Source organism: Pseudomonas yamanorum (genome assembly GCF_013386765.1).
In the GTDB taxonomy this organism is placed as follows: domain Bacteria; phylum Pseudomonadota; class Gammaproteobacteria; order Pseudomonadales; family Pseudomonadaceae; genus Aquipseudomonas; species Aquipseudomonas yamanorum_A.
On record NZ_JACARE010000017.1, the window covers coordinates 239,626 to 262,479 of the forward strand.

At 60.2% G+C, this 22,854-nt stretch carries 24 protein-coding genes; 17 read left to right on the forward strand and 7 right to left on the reverse strand.

From position 1 onward, the window contains the following. Positions 1–37: 37 nt before the first annotated feature. From rplM to HX875_RS12595, 8 genes are all read left to right on the forward strand, one after another. Positions 38–466: a 50S ribosomal protein L13 gene (gene rplM / locus HX875_RS12560; protein ID WP_003216032.1), complete on the forward strand. Its 429-nt coding sequence runs from the start codon at positions 38–40 to the stop codon at positions 464–466. 14 nt (positions 467–480) lie between these two features. Continuing rightward, positions 481–873, forward strand: a complete 393-nt coding sequence (gene rpsI / locus HX875_RS12565; protein ID WP_003216038.1) for a 30S ribosomal protein S9 — start codon at positions 481–483, stop codon at positions 871–873. Positions 874–1,139: 266 nt separating this feature from the next. Beyond that, positions 1,140–1,736, forward strand: coding sequence for a ubiquinol-cytochrome c reductase iron-sulfur subunit (gene petA / locus HX875_RS12570; RefSeq protein ID WP_003216040.1), 597 nt, complete (start codon positions 1,140–1,142; stop codon positions 1,734–1,736). Beyond that, the gene (locus HX875_RS12575; RefSeq protein ID WP_003216042.1) at positions 1,736–2,947 is read left to right on the forward strand and encodes a cytochrome b; all 1,212 of its coding nucleotides are present in this window, start codon (positions 1,736–1,738) and stop codon (positions 2,945–2,947) included. The genes petA and HX875_RS12575 overlap by 1 nt, the downstream gene beginning before the upstream one ends. Beyond that, the gene (locus tag HX875_RS12580; protein WP_010170751.1) at positions 2,947–3,726 is read left to right on the forward strand and encodes a cytochrome c1; all 780 of its coding nucleotides are present in this window, start codon (positions 2,947–2,949) and stop codon (positions 3,724–3,726) included. Before HX875_RS12575 ends, HX875_RS12580 begins: the two co-directional genes overlap by 1 nt. A 145-nt stretch (positions 3,727–3,871) precedes the next feature. After that, positions 3,872–4,489 (forward strand): glutathione S-transferase N-terminal domain-containing protein, encoded by a 618-nt coding sequence (locus tag HX875_RS12585; protein WP_010170749.1) that lies wholly within the window; start codon positions 3,872–3,874, stop codon positions 4,487–4,489. A 17-nt stretch (positions 4,490–4,506) separates the two neighbouring features. Beyond that, positions 4,507–4,926, forward strand: a complete 420-nt coding sequence (locus tag HX875_RS12590) for a ClpXP protease specificity-enhancing factor (RefSeq protein WP_003216051.1) — start codon at positions 4,507–4,509, stop codon at positions 4,924–4,926. Positions 4,927–5,096: 170 nt separating this feature from the next. Continuing rightward, positions 5,097–5,846 (forward strand): FadR/GntR family transcriptional regulator, encoded by a 750-nt coding sequence (locus tag HX875_RS12595; protein ID WP_177043426.1) that lies wholly within the window; start codon positions 5,097–5,099, stop codon positions 5,844–5,846. A 191-nt stretch (positions 5,847–6,037) separates the two neighbouring features. On the opposite strand, the gene HX875_RS12600 is transcribed toward HX875_RS12595, so the two are convergent. Then, positions 6,038–7,192 (reverse strand): phospholipase, encoded by a 1,155-nt coding sequence (locus HX875_RS12600; RefSeq protein ID WP_177043427.1) that lies wholly within the window; start codon positions 7,190–7,192, stop codon positions 6,038–6,040. 235 nt (positions 7,193–7,427) lie between these two features. On the opposite strand from HX875_RS12600, the gene kdgD reads away from it, so the two are divergent. The 5 genes from kdgD (at position 7,428) to HX875_RS12625 (ending at position 13,989) form a co-directional block, all read left to right on the forward strand. Next, positions 7,428–8,339 (forward strand): 5-dehydro-4-deoxyglucarate dehydratase, encoded by a 912-nt coding sequence (gene kdgD, locus HX875_RS12605; RefSeq protein WP_003216058.1) that lies wholly within the window; start codon positions 7,428–7,430, stop codon positions 8,337–8,339. A gap of 54 nt (positions 8,340–8,393) precedes the next feature. Beyond that, complete coding sequence (locus HX875_RS12610; protein ID WP_177043428.1) at positions 8,394–9,839, forward strand: aldehyde dehydrogenase family protein; 1,446 nt, start codon at positions 8,394–8,396, stop codon at positions 9,837–9,839. A gap of 87 nt (positions 9,840–9,926) precedes the next feature. Beyond that, the gene (locus HX875_RS12615; RefSeq protein WP_177043429.1) at positions 9,927–11,291 is read left to right on the forward strand and encodes an MFS transporter; all 1,365 of its coding nucleotides are present in this window, start codon (positions 9,927–9,929) and stop codon (positions 11,289–11,291) included. A gap of 13 nt (positions 11,292–11,304) precedes the next feature. Continuing rightward, entirely contained in the window at positions 11,305–12,858 is a 1,554-nt protein-coding gene (garD, locus tag HX875_RS12620; protein WP_177043430.1) for a galactarate dehydratase, read from the forward strand. A 189-nt stretch (positions 12,859–13,047) separates the two neighbouring features. Next, complete coding sequence (locus tag HX875_RS12625; RefSeq protein WP_177043431.1) at positions 13,048–13,989, forward strand: AEC family transporter; 942 nt, start codon at positions 13,048–13,050, stop codon at positions 13,987–13,989. Here the strand turns inward: HX875_RS12625 and HX875_RS12630 are convergent. The 6 genes from HX875_RS12630 to gatC form a co-directional block, all read right to left on the reverse strand. Beyond that, a complete protein-coding gene (locus tag HX875_RS12630; protein ID WP_003216068.1) occupies positions 13,986–14,366 on the reverse strand; it encodes a carboxymuconolactone decarboxylase family protein in 381 nt (126 codons plus the stop codon). The two genes, HX875_RS12625 and HX875_RS12630, sit on opposite strands and share 4 nt — an antisense overlap. Next, positions 14,363–15,418, reverse strand: coding sequence for a calcium/sodium antiporter (locus HX875_RS12635; protein WP_177043432.1), 1,056 nt, complete (start codon positions 15,416–15,418; stop codon positions 14,363–14,365). Before HX875_RS12635 ends, HX875_RS12630 begins: the two co-directional genes overlap by 4 nt. A 50-nt stretch (positions 15,419–15,468) precedes the next feature. Then, positions 15,469–15,840, reverse strand: coding sequence for a septal ring lytic transglycosylase RlpA family protein (locus tag HX875_RS12640; RefSeq protein ID WP_177043433.1), 372 nt, complete (start codon positions 15,838–15,840; stop codon positions 15,469–15,471). A gap of 157 nt (positions 15,841–15,997) precedes the next feature. Beyond that, on the reverse strand, positions 15,998–17,443 hold the full coding sequence (gatB, locus tag HX875_RS12645; protein WP_010170723.1) for an Asp-tRNA(Asn)/Glu-tRNA(Gln) amidotransferase subunit GatB: 1,446 nt from the start codon (positions 17,441–17,443) through the stop codon (positions 15,998–16,000). A 10-nt stretch (positions 17,444–17,453) separates the two neighbouring features. Beyond that, entirely contained in the window at positions 17,454–18,905 is a 1,452-nt protein-coding gene (gatA, locus tag HX875_RS12650) for an Asp-tRNA(Asn)/Glu-tRNA(Gln) amidotransferase subunit GatA (protein WP_177043434.1), read from the reverse strand. 16 nt (positions 18,906–18,921) lie between these two features. Next, on the reverse strand, positions 18,922–19,209 hold the full coding sequence (gene gatC / locus HX875_RS12655; protein ID WP_032860102.1) for an Asp-tRNA(Asn)/Glu-tRNA(Gln) amidotransferase subunit GatC: 288 nt from the start codon (positions 19,207–19,209) through the stop codon (positions 18,922–18,924). Between the two features lie 210 nt (positions 19,210–19,419). On the opposite strand from gatC, the gene mreB reads away from it, so the two are divergent. The 4 genes from mreB to HX875_RS12675 all read left to right on the forward strand — a co-directional run bounded on the left by mreB (position 19,420) and on the right by HX875_RS12675 (position 22,842). Then, positions 19,420–20,457: a rod shape-determining protein MreB gene (gene mreB, locus HX875_RS12660; protein WP_002555108.1), complete on the forward strand. Its 1,038-nt coding sequence runs from the start codon at positions 19,420–19,422 to the stop codon at positions 20,455–20,457. 140 nt (positions 20,458–20,597) lie between these two features. Next, positions 20,598–21,707: a rod shape-determining protein MreC gene (gene mreC, locus HX875_RS12665; RefSeq protein ID WP_177043518.1), complete on the forward strand. Its 1,110-nt coding sequence runs from the start codon at positions 20,598–20,600 to the stop codon at positions 21,705–21,707. Continuing rightward, the gene (gene mreD, locus HX875_RS12670) at positions 21,707–22,195 is read left to right on the forward strand and encodes a rod shape-determining protein MreD (RefSeq protein WP_177043435.1); all 489 of its coding nucleotides are present in this window, start codon (positions 21,707–21,709) and stop codon (positions 22,193–22,195) included. Before mreC ends, mreD begins: the two co-directional genes overlap by 1 nt. 50 nt (positions 22,196–22,245) lie before the next feature. Further along, positions 22,246–22,842 (forward strand): Maf family protein, encoded by a 597-nt coding sequence (locus tag HX875_RS12675; protein WP_177043436.1) that lies wholly within the window; start codon positions 22,246–22,248, stop codon positions 22,840–22,842. The last annotated feature ends 12 nt before the right edge of the window (positions 22,843–22,854 follow it).

Consider the following 22,854-nt stretch of genomic DNA (forward strand, 5'->3'; position numbering starts at 1 on the left):
GTCTAATTTACAGGGCGGCCCCTGAGGCTATTAAAGAATGACAACTTTTACTGCAAAACCAGAAACAGTTCAGCGCGACTGGTTTGTCGTCGACGCCGCTGGTCAGACCCTGGGTCGTCTGGCCACTGAAGTCGCCAGCCGTCTGCGTGGCAAGCACAAGCCTGAGTACACCCCTCACGTTGATACCGGTGACTACATTGTCATCATCAACGCCGAGCAGGTACGTGTTACCGGCAACAAAGCGCAAGACAAAATGTACTACCGTCACTCCGGTTTCCCAGGCGGTATCAAGTCTTCGAACTTCGAAGGCCTGATCTCCAAAAAGCCTGAAGCCCCGATTGAAATCGCGGTCAAAGGTATGCTGCCGAAGGGCCCACTGGGTCGCGACATGTATCGCAAGCTGAAAGTCTATGCGGGCGCTGCTCACCCTCATGCTGCTCAGCAGCCCCAAGAACTGAAGTTTTAACGGAATAGTTCATTATGTCGGCGACTCAAAATTACGGCACTGGCCGTCGCAAAACCGCTACCGCTCGCGTTTTCCTGCGTCCGGGTACTGGTAACATCTCGATCAACAACCGCACTCTGGAAAATTTCTTCGGTCGCGAAACTGCCCGCATGGTAGTTCGTCAGCCGCTGGAATTGACCGAGACCGTTGAAAAGTTCGACATCTACGTCACCGTTATCGGTGGCGGTGTAAGTGGTCAAGCTGGCGCAATCCGCCACGGTATCACTCGCGCTCTGATGCAGTACGACGAAACCCTGCGTGGCGCTCTGCGCAAAGCTGGCTTCGTTACTCGCGATGCTCGTGAAGTTGAACGTAAGAAAGTTGGTCTGCGTAAAGCGCGTAAGCGTCCGCAGTACTCGAAGCGTTAATTCGCTTTTACGTTCCAGAAAACGCCCAGCCTCCTCACGGAGCTGGGCGTTTTTTATTGCCTGCTATTTATGTAAAAAAATCTCTGTGACAACTTGCCACATCCGTAGAGCCCCTATACTCAAAGGCTTGGAGCTGGTGCCGGGGGTAATTACCTTGTCAGACGTGGGGCTTTTCATTACCATTCGGCAAAATTTTTATAAGTTCAGATTTAACACTTAGTAGACGCCTGATTTAACAGGCCACAAAGCTGATGGGAGAGGACTGAATGAGCAATGACGGCGTGAATGCAGGCCGGCGTCGCTTCTTGGTAGCAGCCACATCCGTGGTGGGTGCTGCAGGAGCGGTGGGGGCTGCGGTCCCGTTCGTGGGGTCATGGTTTCCCAGTGCCAAGGCGAAAGCCGCAGGTGCACCGGTGAAGGTGAATGTCAGCAAGATCGATCCAGGCCAGCAAATGATTGCTGAGTGGCGCGGTCAGCCAGTGTTCATCGTTCGTCGTACCGAGGAAATCCTGGGAAATCTGAAGAAGATCGAGGGCCAGCTGTCTGACCCCGACTCGAAGAATTCCGACCAACCCGCTTACGTCGATAAGGAAATTCGCTCGATCAAGCCGGAGATTCTGCTGCTGATCGGTATCTGCACCCACCTGGGTTGCTCTCCCACCTTCCGCCCGGAAGTGGCCCCCGCGGACCTGGGCAAGGACTGGGTCGGGGGCTATTTCTGCCCGTGCCACGGTTCTCACTACGACCTCGCTGGCCGCGTCTACAAGTCACAACCCGCACCACTGAACCTGCCAGTTCCGCCACATCACTACGAGACTGACAGTGTCATTGTCATTGGCGTCGACGAGGGGGAGAAAGCCTGATGAGCAAGTTCATGGATTGGGTGGATGCGCGCTTCCCCGCGACCAAAATGTGGGAAGACCACCTCAGCAAGTACTACGCACCGAAGAATTTCAACTTCTTCTATTTCTTTGGCTCCCTGGCACTTCTGGTACTGGTCAACCAGATCGTTACCGGTGTCTGGCTGACTATGAGCTACACCCCGTCGGCCGAAGAAGCCTTTGCCTCCGTCGAATACATCATGCGCGACGTCGAGTACGGCTCGATCCTGCGTCTGCTGCACTCCACCGGCGCCTCGGCGTTCTTCATCGTGGTCTACATGCACATGTTCCGTGGCTTGCTCTACGGTTCGTACCAGAAGCCCCGCGAGCTGGTGTGGGTGTTCGGCATGCTGATCTACCTGGCGCTGATGGCCGAGGCCTTCATGGGTTACCTGCTGCCGTGGGGCCAGATGTCCTACTGGGGCGCCCAGGTGATCATCTCGCTGTTCGGCGCGATCCCGGTCATCGGCAACGACCTGACCCAGTGGATTCGTGGTGACTACCTGATTTCCGGGATCACCCTGAACCGCTTCTTTGCCTTGCACGTGGTGGCCTTGCCGATCGTGATCCTGGGCCTGGTGGTGCTGCACATCCTGGCATTGCACGAAGTGGGTTCGAACAACCCCGACGGCGTGGACATCAAGAAGCACAAGGACGAAAACGGTGTACCGCTGGACGGCATTCCTTTCCACCCGTATTACACGGTGAAAGACATTGTCGGCGTGGTGGTGTTCCTGTTCATCTTCTGCTCGATCGTGTTCTTTTTCCCGGAGATGGGCGGTTATTTCCTCGAGAAACCCAACTTCGAACAGGCGAACGCTTTCAAGACCCCGGAACACATTGCCCCGGTCTGGTACTTCACTCCGTTCTACGCAATCTTGCGGGCGATTCCCGACAAACTCATGGGCGTTATCGCCATGGGCGCGGCGATTGCGGTGCTGTTCGTGCTGCCCTGGCTCGACCGTAGCCCGGTCAAGTCCATGCGCTACAAGGGCTGGCTGAGCAAGATCTGGCTGTGGGTGTTCTGCATTGCGTTCGTGATCCTGGGCGTGTTGGGCGTTTTGGCGCCGACCCCGGAGCGTACGTTGTTGTCGCAGGTCTGCACCTTCCTGTACTTCGCCTACTTCATTCTGATGCCGTTCTACACCCGGCTCGAGAAGACCAAACCGGTACCGGAAAGGGTGACTGGCTGATGAAAAAATTATTCGTTGCATTCATTCTTGCGGCCCTGCCGCTGCTGTCTTTCGCCGCTGAACACGGCCCAGAGCTGGAAAAAGTCGACATCGATGTGTCGGACAAGGCTGCGATGCAGGACGGGCTGCGTACGTTCACCAACTACTGCATGGGCTGCCACAGCGCCAAGTTCCAGCGTTACGAGCGCGTAGCCGATGACCTGGGCATTCCCCATGACGTGATGCTCAGCCACTCGGTGTTTACCGGTGCGAAGATCGGCGACCACATGACCATCGGCATGCAACCTGCCGACGCCAAGACCTGGTTCGGGGCTGCACCGCCCGACCTGACCCTGGTGGCCCGTGTGCGTGGCACCGATTGGCTCTACGGCTACCTGAAATCCTTCTACGAAGACCCGACGCGTCCCTACGGCGTGAACAATAAAGTGTTCCCGAACGTCGGTATGCCTAACGTTCTGGTCGGCCTGCAAGGCCGCCAAGTGGTAGGATGCAAGCAAGTACAAATCGTCGAAGACGGCAAGAAGCAGTATGATCCGCTCACCGGTACGCCTTTGACTCATGAAGCGTGCGATCAGCTGACCATAGTGCCGAAGACCGGCGCGCTGAACGAAGAGCAGTTCGACGAGAAGGTCAAGAATCTGGTGACCTTCCTGGCCTACTCGGCCAACCCAGTGAAGCTGCAGCATCAGCGCATTGGTACCTATGTGTTGCTGTACCTGGCCTTCTTCTTCGTGTTCGCCTATCTGCTGAAACGCGAATACTGGAAGGATGTGCATTGATCCAACCGTAAGTAATTGCTGTTAATCTTGCGCGCCCAGCGGCATCTCTGAAGGTAAGTCTGGTTTATCCAGGCGTCACGGAGATGCTCACTGGGCGCGCTCGTTTTTGAGCTTCCGATAATTTCAACAAGCGAGGAGGACCGCCATGGGCGTGACCAATCGGTTGGCCTGTTACTCCGACCCCGCCGACCACTATTCCCACCGAGTACGCATCGTGCTCGCAGAGAAGGGTGTCAGCGCAGAGATCATTACTGTGGAGGCGGGTCGTCACCCACCGAAACTGATCGAAGTGAACCCTTACGGCAGCTTGCCCACCCTGGTCGATCGTGACCTGGCGTTGTGGGAGTCAACCGTGGTGATGGAATACCTGGATGAGCGTTATCCCCATCCGCCGTTGTTGCCGGTGTATCCGGTGGCGCGTGCCAACAGCCGCCTGCTGATCCACCGGATCCAGCGTGACTGGTGTGGCTTGGTGGACCTGATTCTGGATTCACGCAGTAAAGAAGCGGCCCGGGTTCAGGCACGCAAGGAATTGCGCGAGAGCCTGACCGGTGTTTCGCCGTTGTTTGCCGACAAACCTTTTTTCCTCAGCGAGGAACAAAGTCTGGTGGATTGCTGCCTATTACCCATACTCTGGCGCTTGCCGATTTTGGGCATAGAACTGCCGCGGCCTGCCAAGCCGCTGCTTGACTACATGGAGCGCCAGTTTGCGCGTGAGGCTTTCCAGGCGAGTCTGTCTGGCGTCGAACGCGATATGCGCTAAGGCTTAAGGAGCCGTTGATGAACTCCAGTCGACCTTACCTGGTCCGCGCGCTCTATGAGTGGATAGTGGACAACGATTGCACCCCGCACATGCTGGTCAATTCCGAGTTTCCCGCGGTTCAGGTACCGCAAGGTTTTGCCAGTGACGGACAAATCGTCCTGAACGTTTCACCCAGTGCTGTGCGTCACCTGCACATGGACAATGAGGCGGTCAGCTTCGAAGGGCGTTTCGGCGGTGTGCCGCATACGCTGTTCGTGCCCATCGGCGCCATCCTCGGGATTTACGCTCGGGAAAATGGCCAGGGCATGGTGTTTGATCTGGAGTCGTCCCTTGAGGATGACGAAGCGATCGAGCTCGAAGGCGAAGATGATGTACCGCCGCCGGATTCCGAGCCACCGCGCCCAAGCGGTCGGCCGAGTCTGAAAGTGGTGAAGTAACAAGACGCCAGCCCTCGGGCCAGTGTTGAAAATGCCTCGGCAATGCCGGGGCATTTTTTTGCCTGGTGAAAACCCCGGCGGTTATAGATGAAAGTCATGACGCAACGGTGATCGTACAACCGCCATGGGCTATCATGCGTACTTCTGATCGCCGAGATAGATGATTCATCATGGAAAACGCCAGCGCCGCCCCTCGTCATCCCCGCAAGCGCCGCAGCCTTGCCCAGGAATTGGTCACGGTGTTGTCCGAGCAGATCCGCGACGGCCAACTCAAACGTGGCGACAAACTGCCCACCGAGTCGGCGATCATGGATGCCCATGGGGTCAGCCGCACCGTGGTGCGTGAAGCCATCTCGCGATTGCAGGCGGCGGGGCAGGTGGAAACCCGCCATGGCATCGGCACCTTTGTGCTGGATACGCCGAGTCCCAGCGGCTTCCGGATCGACCCGGCCACTGTTGTTACGCTGCGTGATGTTCTGGCGATCCTCGAACTGCGGATCAGCCTGGAAGTGGAGTCTGCCGGCCTTGCTGCCCAGCGTCGCAGCGAAGAGCAATTGGCAGGCATGCGCGCAGCCCTCGATGCCCTGAACGAAAGCGCGGCCCGCGCTGGTGATGCGGTGGCGTCGGACTTCCAGTTCCATCTGCAGATTGCCCTGTCCACCGGCAACCGCTACTTCACCGACATCATGACCCACCTGGGCACCAGCATTATTCCGCGCACACGGTTGAACTCGGCGCGCCTGGCCCATGATGACCAGCAGCACTACATGAGCCGCCTGAGCCGCGAACACGAAGAGATCTATGAGGCGATCGCTCGCCAGGACTCGGATGCGGCGCGGGCGGCCATGCGTTTGCACCTGACCAACAGCCGTGAGCGGCTGCGCCATGCTCATGAAGAGGCTGAAGCGCAGCGCGGTTAATTCCAGCCTGGAAGGCTTGGAAGCTCATTGTGGCGAGGGAGCTTGCTCCCGTTGGGCCGCGCAGCGGCCCCAAAACCATTCCCCCGAGTTCTGTCTGAAAGAACCCCGTGTTCTCGCTGGGGCTGCTTCGCAGCCCAACGGGAGCAAGCTCCCTCGCCACAGGTTAATGCACAAGGCTTAACTCATGTCGTTCAGGCCGGCTGATTCGGCTTGTAGTCCTTGAGCAGCAGGTACGTACTCCAGCCCCACCAGTCATTGGTCCACTGCTTGTCGTTCAGGTTGTTGACGTCCTTGCGCCGCAGCACCTTGTCGCCTTCAGCTTTGAACAGCGGTGAAAAGTTGTTCGCCGGGTTTTGCGCGGCATTCAGGTCCGGCACATACAACGGCGCCTTGAAGTTGGCCGGCGAGGGCGCCACGCCGCTGACAAACGTTTCGAAGATTTCGTCGGCCGAGGCCTGCACGGCACGTTTGACCATGGCCCGGTTGGCCGCATCGTTGCTGTCGAAATAACGTTTATCACCGTAGGCGTGCCACTGTTCGCCCAAGGCGTTGCGCACATTGAGCCCGAACTTGCTGTCTTCGTCGTGCATGAAGCGGCTGATCAGCGAGCCCAGTTCACCCGGTGTCACCACTGCCGCCAATTGCTTGCGCGGTACCCGCAGGTGGCCGGCGGAAAACAGATCGGTCAAAAAGTGATCAGCGAAACCGTTCATGGCGTAGGCCAGTTCCAGCGCCTGGTCGGTGCCGGTCTGATGGGCCACCACCGCTTGTTGCAACGCCGCAGTATGGCCCGCCAGATAGGCTGCCAACGCCCATTCGCCGAAGTGATCGGCGTTGTCTGCCGCCAGTTTCAGATAGCGCCCCAGCGGAATCAGCGCCGACACGGCACTGCCGCCTCCGGTGATGCGGTTCCACTCTTCGGACAGTGTGTCACCCAGCGCGTCATAGGCTTCATGGGGCTGCTTGCCGTCCTTGATCGCCTGGTTGACCGCGTTGATCTCCTTTTGCATCACCGCCAGGATCTTGCCTGCTTCCTCCCGTGATGCCGGGAGTACCGCCAGCGAGTTGAAGGCGTCGGTAAAGCGCTGCACGCGATCAGCGGGCGATGCACCTTCGTTGATGGGGCGCCCGGGAATTCCGTAGAAATCGCCGCCCAGGGCGATGATCTGGCCATAGCTCAGGGCCAGGCCGTTGGGCAGGTGCAATTCAACCTGGCGCGCAGGAATCGCTGGGGCGTCCTTGACGAAGCGCAACAGGGTGTCGTCGCCGATGGCGGTGTGTTCGCCCCCTTCAAAACGCAGGGTGGGTGGCTTTTTTACAGGTGTGGCGAGTTCAAGACCTGACATGTTAGCTCCTTGCTATGTCGTAGGAATCTTCCGTAATAACTGTACGTATATACAGTTAAATCGAGCATAGAGGAGAAATTTCCTACGTCAAGGGAGGCGTATACAAATCCCGAACCGGTAGAAGGTCGATGAATTGCAGTTGACGAATATTTTTATAGTTGTACGATGACGTACGACATCAAGATAACCATCCGCAATCTCACAACAGAAAGTCTTCGCCCAGGGTGTTCGAATAATGAATCCACAAGAACTGAAGTCCATCCTCTCTCACGGTCTGCTGTCTTTCCCGGTGACCGATTTCAATGCCCAGGGTGATTTCCACCAGGCGGGCTACATCAAGCGTCTGGAATGGCTGGCCCCTTATGGCGCCACGGCCTTGTTCGCCGCTGGCGGCACCGGTGAGTTTTTCTCCCTGGCGGCCAGCGAATATTCGCAAGTGGTGAAAACCGCGGTTGATACCTGCGCCACCAGCGTGCCGATTCTTGCCGGTGTCGGCGGTGCCACCCGCCAGGCCATCGAGTACGCCCAGGAAGCCGAGCGTCTTGGCGCCAAAGGCCTGCTGCTGCTGCCGCACTACCTGACCGAAGCCAGCCAGGACGGGGTTGCCGCCCACGTTGAAGCGGTGTGCAAGTCGGTCAAGATCGGTGTAGTGGTCTACAACCGCAACGTCTGCCGCCTGACCGCGCCGCTGCTGGAACGCCTGGCCGAGCGCTGCCCGAACCTGATCGGCTACAAGGACGGCCTGGGTGACATTGAATTGATGGTGTCGATCCGCCGTCGCCTCGGTGACCGTTTCAGCTACCTGGGCGGCTTGCCGACTGCAGAGGTTTACGCCGCGGCCTACAAGGCCCTGGGCGTGCCCGTGTACTCCTCGGCGGTGTTCAACTTCATTCCAAAAACCGCGATGGATTTCTACCACGCCATTGCCCGGGAAGATCACGCCACCGTCGGCAAGATCATCGACGACTTCTTCCTGCCGTACCTCGATATCCGTAACCGCAAGGCCGGTTACGCCGTGAGCATCGTCAAGGCCGGGGCGAAAATCGTCGGTTATGACGCAGGCCCCGTGCGTACGCCGCTGACCGATCTGCTGCCGGAAGAATACGAAGCCCTGGCCGCGCTGATCGACAAGCAAGGCGCGCAATAACCCATCACCAAGGCCGCTGAGTAATCAGCGGCTTTTTGCGTCAGGAGAGCATTCGTGTCCCAAGCCAAGCGTTTTGAAAACTACATCGGTGGCCAATGGGTTGCCGGCGCCGACTATTCGGCCAACCTCAATCCGTCGGAGTTGTCTGATGTCATTGGCGAATACGCCAAGGCGGATCTTGCCCAAGTCCACGCCGCCATTGACGCTGCGCGGGCTGCATTCCCGGCGTGGTCCACGTCCGGCATCCAGGCCCGTCATGACGCCCTGGATAAAGTCGGCACCGAAATCCTCGCCCGCCGCGAAGAGCTCGGCACCCTGCTGGCCCGGGAAGAGGGCAAGACCCTGCCCGAAGCCATCGGCGAAGTGACCCGCGCCGGCAACATTTTCAAATTCTTCGCCGGTGAATGCCTGCGCCTGTCCGGCGACTACCTGCCGTCGGTGCGCCCGGGCGTCAATGTCGAAGTGACCCGCGAAGCCTTGGGCGTGGTTGGCCTGATCACGCCGTGGAACTTCCCGATTGCCATTCCTGCCTGGAAAATCGCCCCGGCCCTGGCCTACGGCAACTGCGTGGTACTCAAGCCGGCCGAACTGGTCCCGGGTTGCGCCTGGGCCCTGGCCGAAATCATCTCCCGCGCCGGCTTCCCCGCCGGTGTGTTCAACCTGGTGATGGGCAGCGGCCGTGTGGTCGGTGATGCCATGGTCAACAGCCCGAAAGTCGACGGCATCAGCTTTACCGGCTCGGTGGGTGTGGGTCGTCAGATCGCGGTCAACTGCGTGTCGCGCCAGGCCAAGGTGCAGTTGGAAATGGGCGGCAAGAACCCGCAGATCATTCTCGACGACGCCGACCTCAAGCAAGCCGTCGAGCTCTCGGTGCAAAGCGCGTTTTACTCCACCGGCCAGCGTTGCACCGCTTCCAGCCGCTTTATCGTGACCGCCGGGATTCACGACCAGTTCGTCGCGGCCATGGCCGAGCGGATGAAGTCGATCAAGGTCGGCCACGCCCTGAAAACCGGCACCGACATCGGCCCGGTGGTTTCCCAGGCGCAGCTGGACCAGGACTTGAAGTACATCGACATCGGCCAGAGCGAAGGTGCCCGGTTGGTCAGCGGTGGTGAACTGGTGACCTGCGACACCGAAGGCTACTTCCTCGCGCCGACGCTGTTTGCCGACAGCGAAGCCGCGATGCGCATCAGCCGTGAAGAAATCTTCGGCCCGGTGGCCAACGTAGTGCGCGTGGCGGATTACGAGGCGGCGCTGGCGATGGCCAACGACACCGAGTTCGGTCTGTCGGCGGGTATTGCCACCACGTCGCTGAAGTACGCCAACCACTTCAAGCGTCATTCCCAGGCCGGGATGGTGATGGTCAATCTGCCGACTGCCGGTGTGGATTACCACGTTCCATTCGGTGGCCGTAAGGGTTCATCCTACGGTTCGCGTGAGCAAGGTCGCTATGCGCAAGAGTTCTACACCGTGGTGAAAACCAGCTACATCGGTTCGTAACGGCTGCACCCTGTGGCGGGTCCGTGCCCGCCACAGGCTTACAATTTGATTACCCGCAAAAAAAATAATTAGTGGGAGTACATTTTCATGCAAGCGACCAAGCCGACCCATGTCCGCTATTTGATCCTGCTCATGCTGTTCCTGGTGACCACGATCAACTACGCCGACCGGGCGACCATTGCCATTGCGGGCTCCAGCCTGCAGAAAGACCTCGGCATTGACGCCGTCACCCTCGGTTATATCTTCTCCGCATTCGGTTGGGCCTACGTGGCCGGGCAAATTCCCGGCGGCTGGCTGCTGGACCGGTTCGGTTCGAAAAAAGTCTACGCCCTGAGCATCTTCACCTGGTCACTGTTCACCGTGCTGCAAGGCTATGTCGGTGAGTTCGGTGTCTCCACCGCTATCGTTGCGCTGTTCATGCTGCGGTTCCTGGTGGGCCTGGCTGAAGCGCCATCTTTCCCCGGAAATGCCCGCATCGTGGCGGCCTGGTTTCCTACGGCTGAACGCGGTACGGCCTCGGCCATCTTCAACTCGGCGCAGTATTTCGCCACCGTGTTGTTTGCGCCGCTGATGGGCTGGATCGTCTACACCTTCGGCTGGCAGCACGTGTTCGTGGTGATGGGCGGTATCGGCATTGTGTTCTCGCTGATCTGGCTGAAAGTTATCCACAGCCCGCGCCAGCACCCGATGATCAATGAGGCTGAGTTCCAGCATATTGCGGCCAACGGCGCCATGGTCGACATGGACCAGGACAAGGGCAAAGACAAGAAAACCGACGGCCCGAAGTGGGATTACATCCGTCAGTTGCTGACCAACCGCATGATGCTCGGCGTGTACCTGGGCCAGTACTGCATCAACGGCATTACCTATTTCTTCCTGACCTGGTTCCCGGTGTACCTGGTTCAGGAGCGCGGCATGACCATCCTCAAGGCCGGCTTTATCGCCTCGTTGCCAGCGATCTGCGGTTTTATCGGCGGCGTATTGGGCGGGGTGATTTCCGACTACCTGCTGCGCAAGGGCCATTCCCTGACCTTCGCCCGCAAGGCGCCGATCATTGGCGGCCTGCTGATTTCCAGTAGCATCGTGGCGTGCAACTACGTGGACATCGAATGGATGGTGGTGGGCTTCATGGCCCTGGCCTTCTTCGGTAAAGGCGTTGGCGCACTGGGTTGGGCGGTTGTTTCCGACACCTCGCCGAAACAAATCGCCGGGCTGAGTGGCGGTTTGTTCAATATGTTCGGCAACTTGGCGTCCATCAGCACACCGATCGTGATCGGCTACATCATCAGCACCACCGGCTCCTTCAAATGGGCCCTGGTGTTCGTCGGTGCCAATGCCTTGCTGGCAGTGTTCAGCTACCTGGTGATCGTCGGCCCGATCAAGCGTGTGGTGCTCAAAGAGCCGCCGGCCAACGGCCCTGAGCTGACTAAACTTTCCCAAGCGCATTCCTGAAGGGGCCCGCGTCATGCAGTTGATTGAACATGCCGATTCGCCACGCTCCATCCGTTTGCACGCGCTGGATAATGTGGTGATTGTGGTCAACGACCAGGGCGTACCGGCGGGGACCGAGTTTCCCGACGGCCTGGTGACGGTGGATTTCATTCCCCAAAGCCACAAGGTCACCCTGGAAGACATCCCCGAAGGCGGTCGGATCATTCGCTATGGGCAGACCATCGGGTATGCCTTGCACCCGATTCCCCGCGGCAGTTGGGTCCAGGAAGATCAACTGCGCATGCCCACGGCGCCGCCTCTGGACAGCTTGCCGCTGTCCACCGAGGTGCCCGAGGCCCAGGCACCGCTGGAAGGGTTCACCTTCGAGGGTTATCGCAACGCTGACGGCACCGTGGGCACGCGCAATATCCTCGGCATCACCACCACGGTGCAGTGCGTCACCGGGGTGCTGGACCATGCGGTGAAACGCATCAAGGACGAGTTGCTGCCCAAGTACCCCAACGTCGATGACGTGGTGGCGCTGACCCACAGCTATGGCTGTGGTGTGGCGATCACGGCTACCGACGCCTACATCCCGATTCGCACCGTGCGCAATCTGGCACGCAACCCGAACCTGGGCGGTGAGGCCCTGGTGATCAGCCTCGGTTGCGAGAAATTGCAGGCCGGGCAGGTGATGCATGAAAACGACAGCTCGGTTGATCTGAGTGAGCCGTGGCTGTATCGGTTGCAGGATTCCAGCCACGGCTTTACCGAAATGATCGAACAGATCATGGAATTGGCCGAAACCCGCCTGAAGAAACTCGACCTGCGCCGGCGGGAAACGGTACCGGCGTCGGAGTTGATCCTCGGCATGCAGTGCGGTGGCAGCGATGCATTCTCCGGGATCACCGCCAACCCGGCGCTGGGTTATGCCTCGGATCTGCTGCTGCGGGCGGGCGCGACGGTGATGTTTTCCGAAGTTACCGAAGTACGCGATGCCATCTACCTGCTGACCTCCCGCGCCGAGAATCAGGACGTGGCCCGGGAGCTGGTACGGGAGATGGATTGGTACGACCGTTACCTGGCCAAGGGCGAGGCGGATCGCAGCGCCAACACCACGCCGGGCAACAAGAAGGGCGGGTTGTCGAATATTGTCGAGAAGTCGCTGGGGTCTATCGTCAAGTCGGGCAGCAGTGCGATCAATGGGGTGCTCGGCCCGGGCGAACGGTTCAATCGCAAGGGCCTGATTTTTTGCGCGACGCCCGCCAGTGACTTTGTGTGCGGCACGTTGCAGTTGGCGGCGGGGATGAACCTGCATGTGTTCACCACCGGGCGTGGCACGCCCTATGGGTTGGCGATGGCGCCGGTGGTGAAGGTCTCGACGCGTACCGAGCTGGCGCAGCGCTGGCCGGACCTGATTGATATCGACGCCGGGCGGATTGCCACCGGGCGGGCGACGATTGAAGAGCTGGGCTGGGAGCTGTTCCACTTCTATCTGGATGTGGCCAGCGGCAAGAAACAGACGTGGGCGGAGCAGCACAAGCTGCACAATGACATTACGTTGTTCAACCCGGCGCCGATTACCTGAGACAGATGCGCACTGTGTGGGAGCTGGCTTGCCTGCGATAGCGGTGAGCCAGTCAACAATGATGTTTGCTGTACCGACGCCATCGCAGGCAAGCCAGCTCCCACATTTGATCGGTGTGCTCCAGACGAACCCGCGCCAGGTGGCTTATCATTAGCCACCTACCGACGCTCACCCAAGGTTCTTCCCGGCATGCTGGCAATCTTCCTACAAACCCTGAATATCACCGCGCCGGTGTTTGCCATGCTGTTCCTGGGTGTCCTGCTCAAGCGCATCAACTGGATCAACGACAACTTTATCCACACCGCCTCGTCCTTGGTGTTCAATGTCACCATGCCGGCCTTGCTGTTCCTCGGGATTCTCCACGCCGACCTGCATTCAGCCCTCAAGCCGGGCCTGCTGATCTATTTTGCCGTCGCCACGCTGCTGAGCTTTGCCCTGGCCTGGGGCTGGGCGATCTTTCGTTGCCCACGGGAAGACCGCGGCATCTATGCCCAGGGCGCGTTTCGCGGTAACAACGGTGTGATCGGCCTGGCACTGGCGGCCAGCATGTACGGCGACTACGGGATTTCCCTCGGCGCGGTGCTCGCCGCGTTGGTGATCCTGTTCTACAACACCCTGTCGACCATTGTGCTGGCGGTGTACAGCCCGGTGATCAAGTCCGACCCGTGGAGCATCTTCAAGAGTGTGCTGGCCAACCCGTTGATCATCAGCGTGATCGTGGCCGCGCCCTTCGCGTATTTCCAGATTGGCTTGCCCGGCTGGCTGGAATCGTCCGGGCAGTATCTGGCGGACATGACCTTGCCGTTGGCATTGATCTGTATCGGCGGCACTTTGTCGCTGGCGGCATTGCGCAAAAGCGGCGACATGGCCTTGAGTGCCAGCCTGATGAAGATGATCTGGCTGCCGGTGCTGGCCACCCTTGGCGCGTGGCTGCTGGGGTTCCGCGGGCCGGAGCTGGGGATTCTGTTCCTGTATTTCGGCGCACCCACGGCAGCGGCCAGTTTTGTCATGGCGCGGGCGGCGGAGGGCAATCATGAGTTGGCGGCCGCGATTATCGTGATCACCACCTTGATGGCGGCGGTGACCACGAATATCGGGATCTTCGTGTTGCAGGCGGGCGGTTGGATCTAGGCGTCTTTCTGGTAGCTGTCGATCACTTCCTGAGCCGCGCGGAAGGCATCAATCGCCGCCGGCACGCCGGCATACACCGCGCAATGCAGCAGCGCCTCGCGAATCTCCTCCACGGTGCAACCGTTGTTCAGCGCGCCGCGCACGTGGCCCTTGAGTTCCTGCGGGCACTTGAGGGCGGTCAAGGCCGCGAGGGTGATCAGGCTGCGGGTTTTCAGCGGCAGGCCTTCACGATTCCACACACTGCCCCAGGCATGTTCGTTGACGAAATCCTGCAGTGGCTGGCTGAACTCGGTGGCATTGCCCAGCGCTCGATCGACAAACACATCACCCATTACCTGGCGGCGCATTTCAACGCCGGGTTTTTTCTGTTCGGTCATTGCGATTCCCTCTTGTGTTGGCGGCGCCAGGCTTGCAGCGAAGTGAACAACAGGAAAGCCACCAGCGCTGGCAGGACGTAATACAGCATCAGTTGTTCAAGCTTGGTGGCCAGCGGCATGCCGAAGGTGAACGACACCACATGCAGCCCATACACCAGGTACAACCCCAGGAACACCAGGCCTTCGGCCCGGGTGACCCGGTAGCCCGAATAAAACACCGGCAGGCACAGGGCAGCCACGCCGAGCATTACCGGCAGGTCGAAATCCAGGGCGTTGGGCGATACTGACAGCGGCGAGGGCGCCACCAGCGCGGTAAAACCCAGCACGCCAAGCAGGTTGAACAGGTTGCTGCCGATCACGTTGCCCACGGCAATTTCCCGCTGGCCGCGCACGGCGGCGATCAACGAGGTGGCGAGGCACGGCAGGGAAGTGCCGACGCCAATCAGCGTCAGGCCGATGATGCGTTCCGACAGGCCAAGGTCCTCGGCCACGTCCACCGCGGCGCCCAGCAACAGGTGCCCGGCCAGGACGAGGATCAACAGGCCGCCGATCATCAGCAATACGCTGCTCAGCCAGGGTGCTTGCACCACGGTGTGAATGGTGCGGGGGCGGCGGGAGTGACGGGTCTGGTACAGCAGCACGCCGAGGTAGGCCACCAGGGCCGCCAGCAGTAACAAGCCGTCGGCCGGCGTCAGCTCTTCGTTGGCGGCGAGCACGAACACCAGCAGGCTGGCGAAAATCATCACCGGGATATCCAGGCGCACCAGTTGTCGCGAGACCCGCAACGGAATGATCAGGGCCGCCAGGCCAAGGGTGACGAGGGTGTTGAAGATGCTGCTGCCGATCACACTGCCCACGGCGATGTCGGTGTTGTCCGCGAGGGTGGCTTGCAGGCTGATGGCTATCTGCGGCGCGCTGCTGCCGAAGGCGACGATGCTCAGGCCGATGATCAGTGGTCGCACCTTGAGGCTGGCGGCCAGGCGCACGGCGGCGCGCACCAGGACTTCGGCGCCGATGATCAACAGCAGCAGGCCGCTGATCAGTTCGATCACGCTAAAGAGCGAGAGGGCGGTTAATCCGAAAATGGCCTGGGCTCCGTGGGTCAGTTGCTGAGGGCTTGCACGCGAACGCGTGCGGTGCCGCTGCTGATCATTCCCAGCTGTTCGGCGGCTTTGCGTGACAGGTCGATCAGGCGCCCACGGGTGTGCGGGCCGCGGTCGTTGATGCGGACAATGACGCTTTTGTCGTTGTCGAGGTTGGTGACCTTCACCTGCGTGCCGAAGGGCAGGCGACGATGGGCGGCGGTCAGGGCATTCTGGTTGAACGGTTCACCGCTGGCAGTACGATTGCCGTGGTGTTTGGCGCCGTAGTAGGAGGCGGTGCCGGTTTCGTCGTAGCCGTTGGGGTCGATGAGGCCGCTGGCGCAGCCGGCGAGCAGTGAGAACAGGGCCAGCAGGCCGAGTAGACGCTTCATTCAAGGTGTCCCCGAAAGTGATGTGGAAACCGGCTTAATGTGGGAGCCGGGCTTGCCCGCGATGCAAGCGCCTCGGTCTTTCAGGTGCACCGAGGTGATGCTATCGCAAGCAAGCCAGCTCCCACACAAGCCGGCTCCCGCAGTGAGACGACCGCGATCAGCCTTCGAGTTTGCTTTTCAGCAGTTCGTTGACCTGTTGCGGGTTGGCCTTGCCTTTGGAGGCTTTCATCGCCTGGCCGACAAAGAAGCCGAACATCTTGCCGCGCTTGGCTTCATCCGCTGCACGGTATTGTTCAACCTGTTCGGCGTTGGCTGCCAGCATCTCGTCGAGCACGGCCGAAATCGCGCCGCTGTCGGTGACTTGCTTCAGGCCGCGCTTCTCGATGATCTCGTCAGCATTGCCTTCGCCTGCGGCCATGGCTTCAAACACAGTCTTGGCGATTTTGCCGGAGATGGTGTTGTCCTTGATCCGCAGCAGCATGCCGCCCAATTGCTCGGCCGACACCGGTGCTTCGTCGATTTCCAGGCCCTGTTTGTTCAACAGGCTGCCCAGCTCAACCATCACCCAGTTGGCCGCCAGTTTGGCGTCGCCGGCAATGCTCACGACTTTTTCGAAGTAGTTGGCTTGCTCGCGGCTCGAGGCCAATACGCTGGCGTCGTACACCGAAAGACCGAACTGCTCCTGGAAGCGCTCGCGTTTTTGCGGCGGCAGCTCCGGCAGGGTGGCGCGCACGTCAGCCAGGAACGAGTCCTCGATGACCACCGGCAACAGGTCCGGGTCGGGGAAGTAGCGGTAGTCGTTGGCTTCCTCCTTGCTGCGCATGGCGCGGGTTTCGTCTTTGTTCGGGTCGTACAGGCGGGTCTGCTGGATTACCTTGCCGCCGTCTTCGATCAGCTCGATCTGGCGACGCACTTCGGTGTTGATCGCCTTCTCGATGAAACGGAACGAGTTGACGTTCTTGATCTCGCAGCGCGTGCCGTACTCGGCCTGGCCTTTTGGCCGCACCGACACGTTGCAGTCGCAACGCAGGGAGCCTTCGGCCATGTTGCCGTCGCAAATCCCCAAGTAACGTACCAGCGCGTGGATCGTCTTGACGTAGGCCACGGCTTCCTTGGCGCTGCGCATGTCCGGCTCGGACACGATCTCCAGCAACGGCGTGCCGGCGCGGTTCAGGTCGATGCCGGTGGCGCCGTTGAATTCTTCATGCAGGCTCTTGCCGGCATCTTCTTCCAGGTGCGCGCGGGTCACGCCGACACGTTTGATGGTGCCGTCTTCCAGCGGGATGTCCAGGTAGCCCTTGCCGACGATCGGCAATTCCATCTGGCTGATCTGGTAGCCCTTGGGCAGGTCCGGGTAGAAGTAGTTTTTACGGGCGAACACGTTGTGCTGGCCGATTTCGGCATCGATGGCGAGGCCGAACATCACCGCCATGCGCACCGCTTCCTGGTTCAGCACCGGCAGTACGCCGGGCATGCCCAGGTCTACGAGGCTGGCCTGGGTGTTGGGCTCGGAGCCGAACGTGGTGGCGCTACCGGAGAAAATCTTCGATTGGGTGGCGAGCTGGGTATGAATCTCCAGCCCGATCACGACTTCCCATTGCATAGTGTTCTCCTCAGAAGCCGGTAGGGGTGCGAGTGTGCCAGTCAGTGTTCAACTGGTACTGGTGCGCCACATTGAGCAGGCGGCCTTCCTGGAAATACGGGGCGAGCAGTTGCACGCCCACCGGCAAACCGTCGACGAAACCTGCAGGCATGGACAAGCCCGGCAGCCCGGCGAGGTTGGCGGTGATGGTGTACAGGTCTTCCAGGTACTCGGCGATCGGGTCGCCGGTCTTGGCGCCGATCTTCCAGGCCGGGTTCGGCGTGGTTGGGCCGAGGATCACGTCGACTTCATTAAAGGCAGCCATGAAGTCGTTCTTGATCAGGCGACGGATCTTTTGCGCCTTGAGGTAGTACGCGTCGTAGTAACCGGCGGACAGGGCGTAGGCACCGACCATGATCCGGCGTTGTACTTCCACGCCGAAACCTTCGCCACGGGAGCGCTTATAAAGGTCGGTGAGGTCTTTCGGGTTTTCGCAGCGGTAGCCGAAACGCACGCCGTCGAAACGCGACAGGTTGGAGGACGCTTCTGCCGGGGCGATCACGTAGTAGGCAGGAATCGCGTGCTGGTTGTTCGGCAGGCTGATTTCCTTGATCACGGCGCCGAGCTTTTCCAGCGCCTTGACGCTGTTGTGCACCAGTTCGGCGATGCGCGGGTCGAGGCCGGCGCTGAAATACTCTTTCGGCACGCCGATGCGCAGGCCTTTGATCGAGGTATTCAGGCTGGCGCTGTAGTCCGGCACGGGTTCATCGATGCTGGTGGAGTCCTGCGGATCGAAGCCTGCCATGCCTTGTAACAATATTGCGCAGTCTTCAGCCGTGCGTGCCAGAGGGCCGCCCTGATCGAGACTGGAGGCGTAGGCAATCATGCCCCAGCGGGAAACGCGACCGTAGGTCGGTTTCAAACCGGTGAGGTTGGTGAAAGCGGCCGGCTGGCGGATCGAACCGCCGGTATCGGTGGCCGTGGCGGCAGGTAACAGACGAGCGGCAACCGCTGCCGCCGAACCACCGGACGAACCGCCGGGCACGTGCTCAAGGTTCCACGGGTTTTTCACCGCGCCGTAGTAGCTCGACTCGTTGGCCGAGCCCATGGCGAATTCGTCCATGTTGGTCTTGCCCAGGGTCACGGCCCCGGCAGCAGCCAGCTTGGCGACCACGGTGGCGTCATAGGGCGCCTTGAAGTTGTCGAGCATCTTCGAGCCGCAGCTGGTGCGAATGCCCTGGGTGCAGAACAGGTCTTTGTGGGCGATCGGCGCACCCAACAGGGCGCCGTTCTCACCGTTGGCGCGACGGGCGTCGGCGGCCTTGGCCTGGCTCAGGGCCAGCTCTTCGGTGAGGCTGATGAAGCTGTTGACCTTAGGGTCCAGCTCGGCGATACGCGCCAGCAGGGTCTTGGTCAGCTCTTCGGAAGAAAACTTTTTGTCGGCGAGACCGCGGGCGATCTCGGCCAGAGTCAATTGATGCATTGCAGGCTCTTTCCCTTTAGTCGATGACTTTCGGAACCAGGTACAGGCCGTTTTCGACCGCTGGCGCGATGGACTGGTAGGCCTCGCGATGATTGCGCTCGGTCACGACGTCGGCGCGCAGGCGCTGGCTGGCTTCCAGCGGGTGAGCCAGGGGCTCGATGCCGTCGGTGTTCACGGCTTGCATTTGGTCGACCAGCCCGAGAATGCTGTTCAGGGCTGCAGTGGTCTGTGGAAGATCGGCTTCATTGAGGCCCAGGCAGGCCAGATGAGCGATTTTTTCCACGTCGGAGCGTTCAAGCGCCATGGGATTCTCCAGTGGAAAACAGAACGGAAGCTATCCGTGTGTTAGATTGTAGGAACACTACCGCATTTCTACGGTCATATGGCCGCGATTGTGGGGGTTGGTGCACAGAAAGTCGGCCAATTTAGCACATTGGCGCCTTGCCCAAAATCCCTGTCGTTGTTAGAGTTTGCCGCACTTTTTTACCCACGCGTTGCCTAGGGTCCCTTTCCCATGTTCAAGAAACTGCGTGGCATGTTTTCCAGCGATCTTTCCATCGACCTGGGCACTGCCAACACCCTTATTTACGTGCGCGAGCGCGGTATCGTCCTGAATGAGCCATCGGTTGTGGCTATTCGGACCCATGGTAATCAGAAAAGTGTCGTTGCCGTTGGCACCGAGGCCAAGCGCATGCTTGGCCGAACACCGGGCAACATTGCTGCCATTCGTCCGATGAAGGATGGCGTGATTGCCGACTTCAGCGTCTGCGAAAAGATGCTGCAGTACTTCATCAACAAGGTTCACGAAAACAGCTTCCTGCAGCCCAGCCCTCGTGTGCTGATCTGCGTTCCGTGCAAGTCCACCCAGGTGGAGCGTCGTGCCATCCGTGAATCGGCCCTTGGTGCCGGTGCCCGTGAAGTGTTCCTGATCGAAGAGCCAATGGCTGCTGCGATCGGTGCCGGCCTGCCGGTTGAAGAAGCCCGCGGTTCGATGGTGGTGGATATCGGTGGTGGTACCACTGAAATCGCGCTGATCTCCCTCAATGGTGTGGTGTATGCCGAATCCGTACGGGTTGGCGGCGACCGCTTCGACGAAGCGATCATCACCTACGTGCGCCGTAACTACGGCAGCCTGATCGGCGAATCCACCGCCGAGCGCATCAAGCAGGAAATCGGTACCGCTTACCCGGGCGGCGAAGTTCGCGAAGTGGATGTTCGCGGTCGCAACCTGGCCGAAGGCGTTCCACGTGCCTTCACCCTGAACTCCAATGAAGTGCTGGAAGCTCTGCAAGAGTCCCTGGCCACCATCGTTCAGGCTGTGAAGAGCGCCCTGGAGCAATCGCCTCCGGAACTGGCTTCCGATATCGCCGAGCGTGGCCTGGTACTGACCGGTGGTGGCGCCTTGCTGCGCGACCTCGACAAGTTGCTGGCCCAGGAAACCGGTCTGCCAGTGATCGTCGCTGAAGACCCGCTGACCTGCGTCGCCCGTGGCGGTGGTCGTGCACTGGAAATGATGGATAAACACACCATGGACCTGCTCTCCAGCGAATAAGATTTTGCTGGTTGGCCCATGCTTCGCCAACAGGCAGCACTTTGCAGTGCTGCCTGTTGGCGTTTATCTTCTTCAATCTGCATCCAGGCCGGTTTGATGCCGTATGAATAAAGAAAACATTTGCCCGGGAGGAGCGGCTTATTAAACCGCTTTTCTCCAAAGGCCCCTCATTGGGCGTGCGCCTGTTGGTGCTGGTCGTGCTATCGGTTGCGCTGATGGTGGTCGATGCCCGCTTCACACTGCTCAAGCCGGTGCGTAGCCAGATGTCGCTGGTCCTGATGCAGACTTACTGGATCACTGACCTGCCGCAGCGTCTTTACCAGGGTGTGGCCAGCCAGTTTGGCAGCCGTACCGAGCTGGTGGCCGAAAACGAAAAACTCAAGACCGAAAACCTGCTGCTGCAGGGGCGCATGCAAAAGCTGGCGGCCCTCACCGAGCAGAACGTTCGGCTGCGCGAGTTGCTCAATTCTTCCGCGCTGGTCAACGAGAAGGTCGAAGTGGCCGAGTTGATCGGCATGGACCCGAACCCCTTCACCCATCGCATCATCATCAACAAGGGTGAGCGCGACGGCGTGGTCCTTGGCCAGCCGGTGCTCGATGCCCGTGGCTTGATGGGCCAGGTGGTGGAGTTGATGCCTTATACGTCCCGCGTCCTGCTGCTCACCGACACCACCCACAGTATCCCGGTGCAAGTGAACCGCAATGGCCTGCGGGCGATTGCCAGCGGTACGGGTAACCCGGAACGCCTGGAACTGCGCCACGTTGCAGACACCGCCGACATCAAGGAAGGCGACCTGCTGGTCAGTTCCGGCCTGGGTCAGCGTTTCCCGGCAGGCTACCCGGTCGCCACGGTCAAGGAAGTGATCCACGACTCCGGCCAGCCGTTCGCCATTGTGCGCGCCGTGCCGACTGCCGCGTTGAACCGCAGCCGCTACCTGCTGCTGGTGTTCAGCGACAACCGCACCCCGGAAGAGCGCGCCAACGACGCCGCCCAGGCCCAGGAAGCGGAAGACAAGCAAAACGGCACTGCGCCGATCATTCCGGCCACCGTGCCAAAGCCGGCTGTACCTGCCGCCCCGGCTGCCGCCCCGGCAACCCCAGCCGCGCCTGTCGCAACCCCGGCCAAACCGGTGGCCCATAGCGCGCGTCCGGCCAAGCCTGCGGCTGCAACACCTGCCGCTGCCAAACCGCCCGCCGCCGCCAAGCCACCGGCAGCGGCCCCGGCAACCACTCGGCAGAGGGAAGAATAATGGCCGGTACTCATTCGCGTAACGGCTGGATCGTCTGGCTGACCTTTGCCATCGGCTTGCTGCTCAGCGTTTCGCCGCTGCCGCAATTCATGGAAATCCTGCGTCCGTTGTGGCTCGCCTTGCTGCTGGCCTTCTGGTCTCTGGCATTGCCCCACAAGGTCGGGATGGTCACGGCCATGTGCCTCGGGCTGATGGAAGACGTGCTTTACGGCACGCTGCTGGGCCAGAACGCGCTGATCCTGACCCTGATTACTTTCCTGGTGTTGTCGTTGCAGCAGCGCCTTCGCATGTTCCCGATGTGGCAGCAGTGCCTGGTGATCCTGGTGATCTTCGGCCTGGCGCAGCTGGTACAACTGTGGCTCAGTGCCTTGACCGGCAATCGCCAACCGACCCTGGCGCTGGTATTGCCCGCCCTGGTCAGCGCGCTGTTGTGGCCCTGGATCAGTTTCGGCCTGCGTGGATTGCGTCGTCGCTATAAAATCAATTGAATGGATCGCGAGGCTCTGCCTGGTTATCGAACCCAACAGGGAGAGTCTGCATGAATTCGCTTTATCTGGCCTCGGGCTCCCCGAGGCGACGTGAACTGCTGACCCAGATCGGTGTGCCGTTCACCGTCGTCAGCGCCGCCATTGATGAAACTCCTCTTACCAATGAATCGCCTGCGTCCTACGTAGAGCGCCTGGCGCGCGGCAAGGCTGCGGCCGGTCGTGCGGCCTTGGCCGATGCGGCTGGCACCTGCGTGCTGGGCGCCGACACCGCGGTCATCCTCGATGGCCAAATCCTCGGTAAACCCGTGGGTCAGGCCGACGCCCAGGCCATGTTGCTGGCCCTTTCTGATCGTGAACATGAAGTTCTGACGGCTATTGCCCTGATTGACGGCCAGCGTTGCGAAACGCGGCTGATCAGCAGCCGCGTGCGCTTTCGCAAGATTTCAGCGGATGAAGCCACCACTTATTGGCACAGCGGCGAGCCCCAGGACAAAGCGGGCGGCTATGCTATCCAAGGCTTGGCGGCGGTGTTCGTCGCCGGACTCAATGGCAGCTACTCTGCCGTCGTTGGCCTGCCTGTCTGCGAAACCGCAGAACTGCTGGGCCAATTCGGCATACCCTGTTGGCAAAACCTTACCGTGCGCTAAACGCCGTATTCC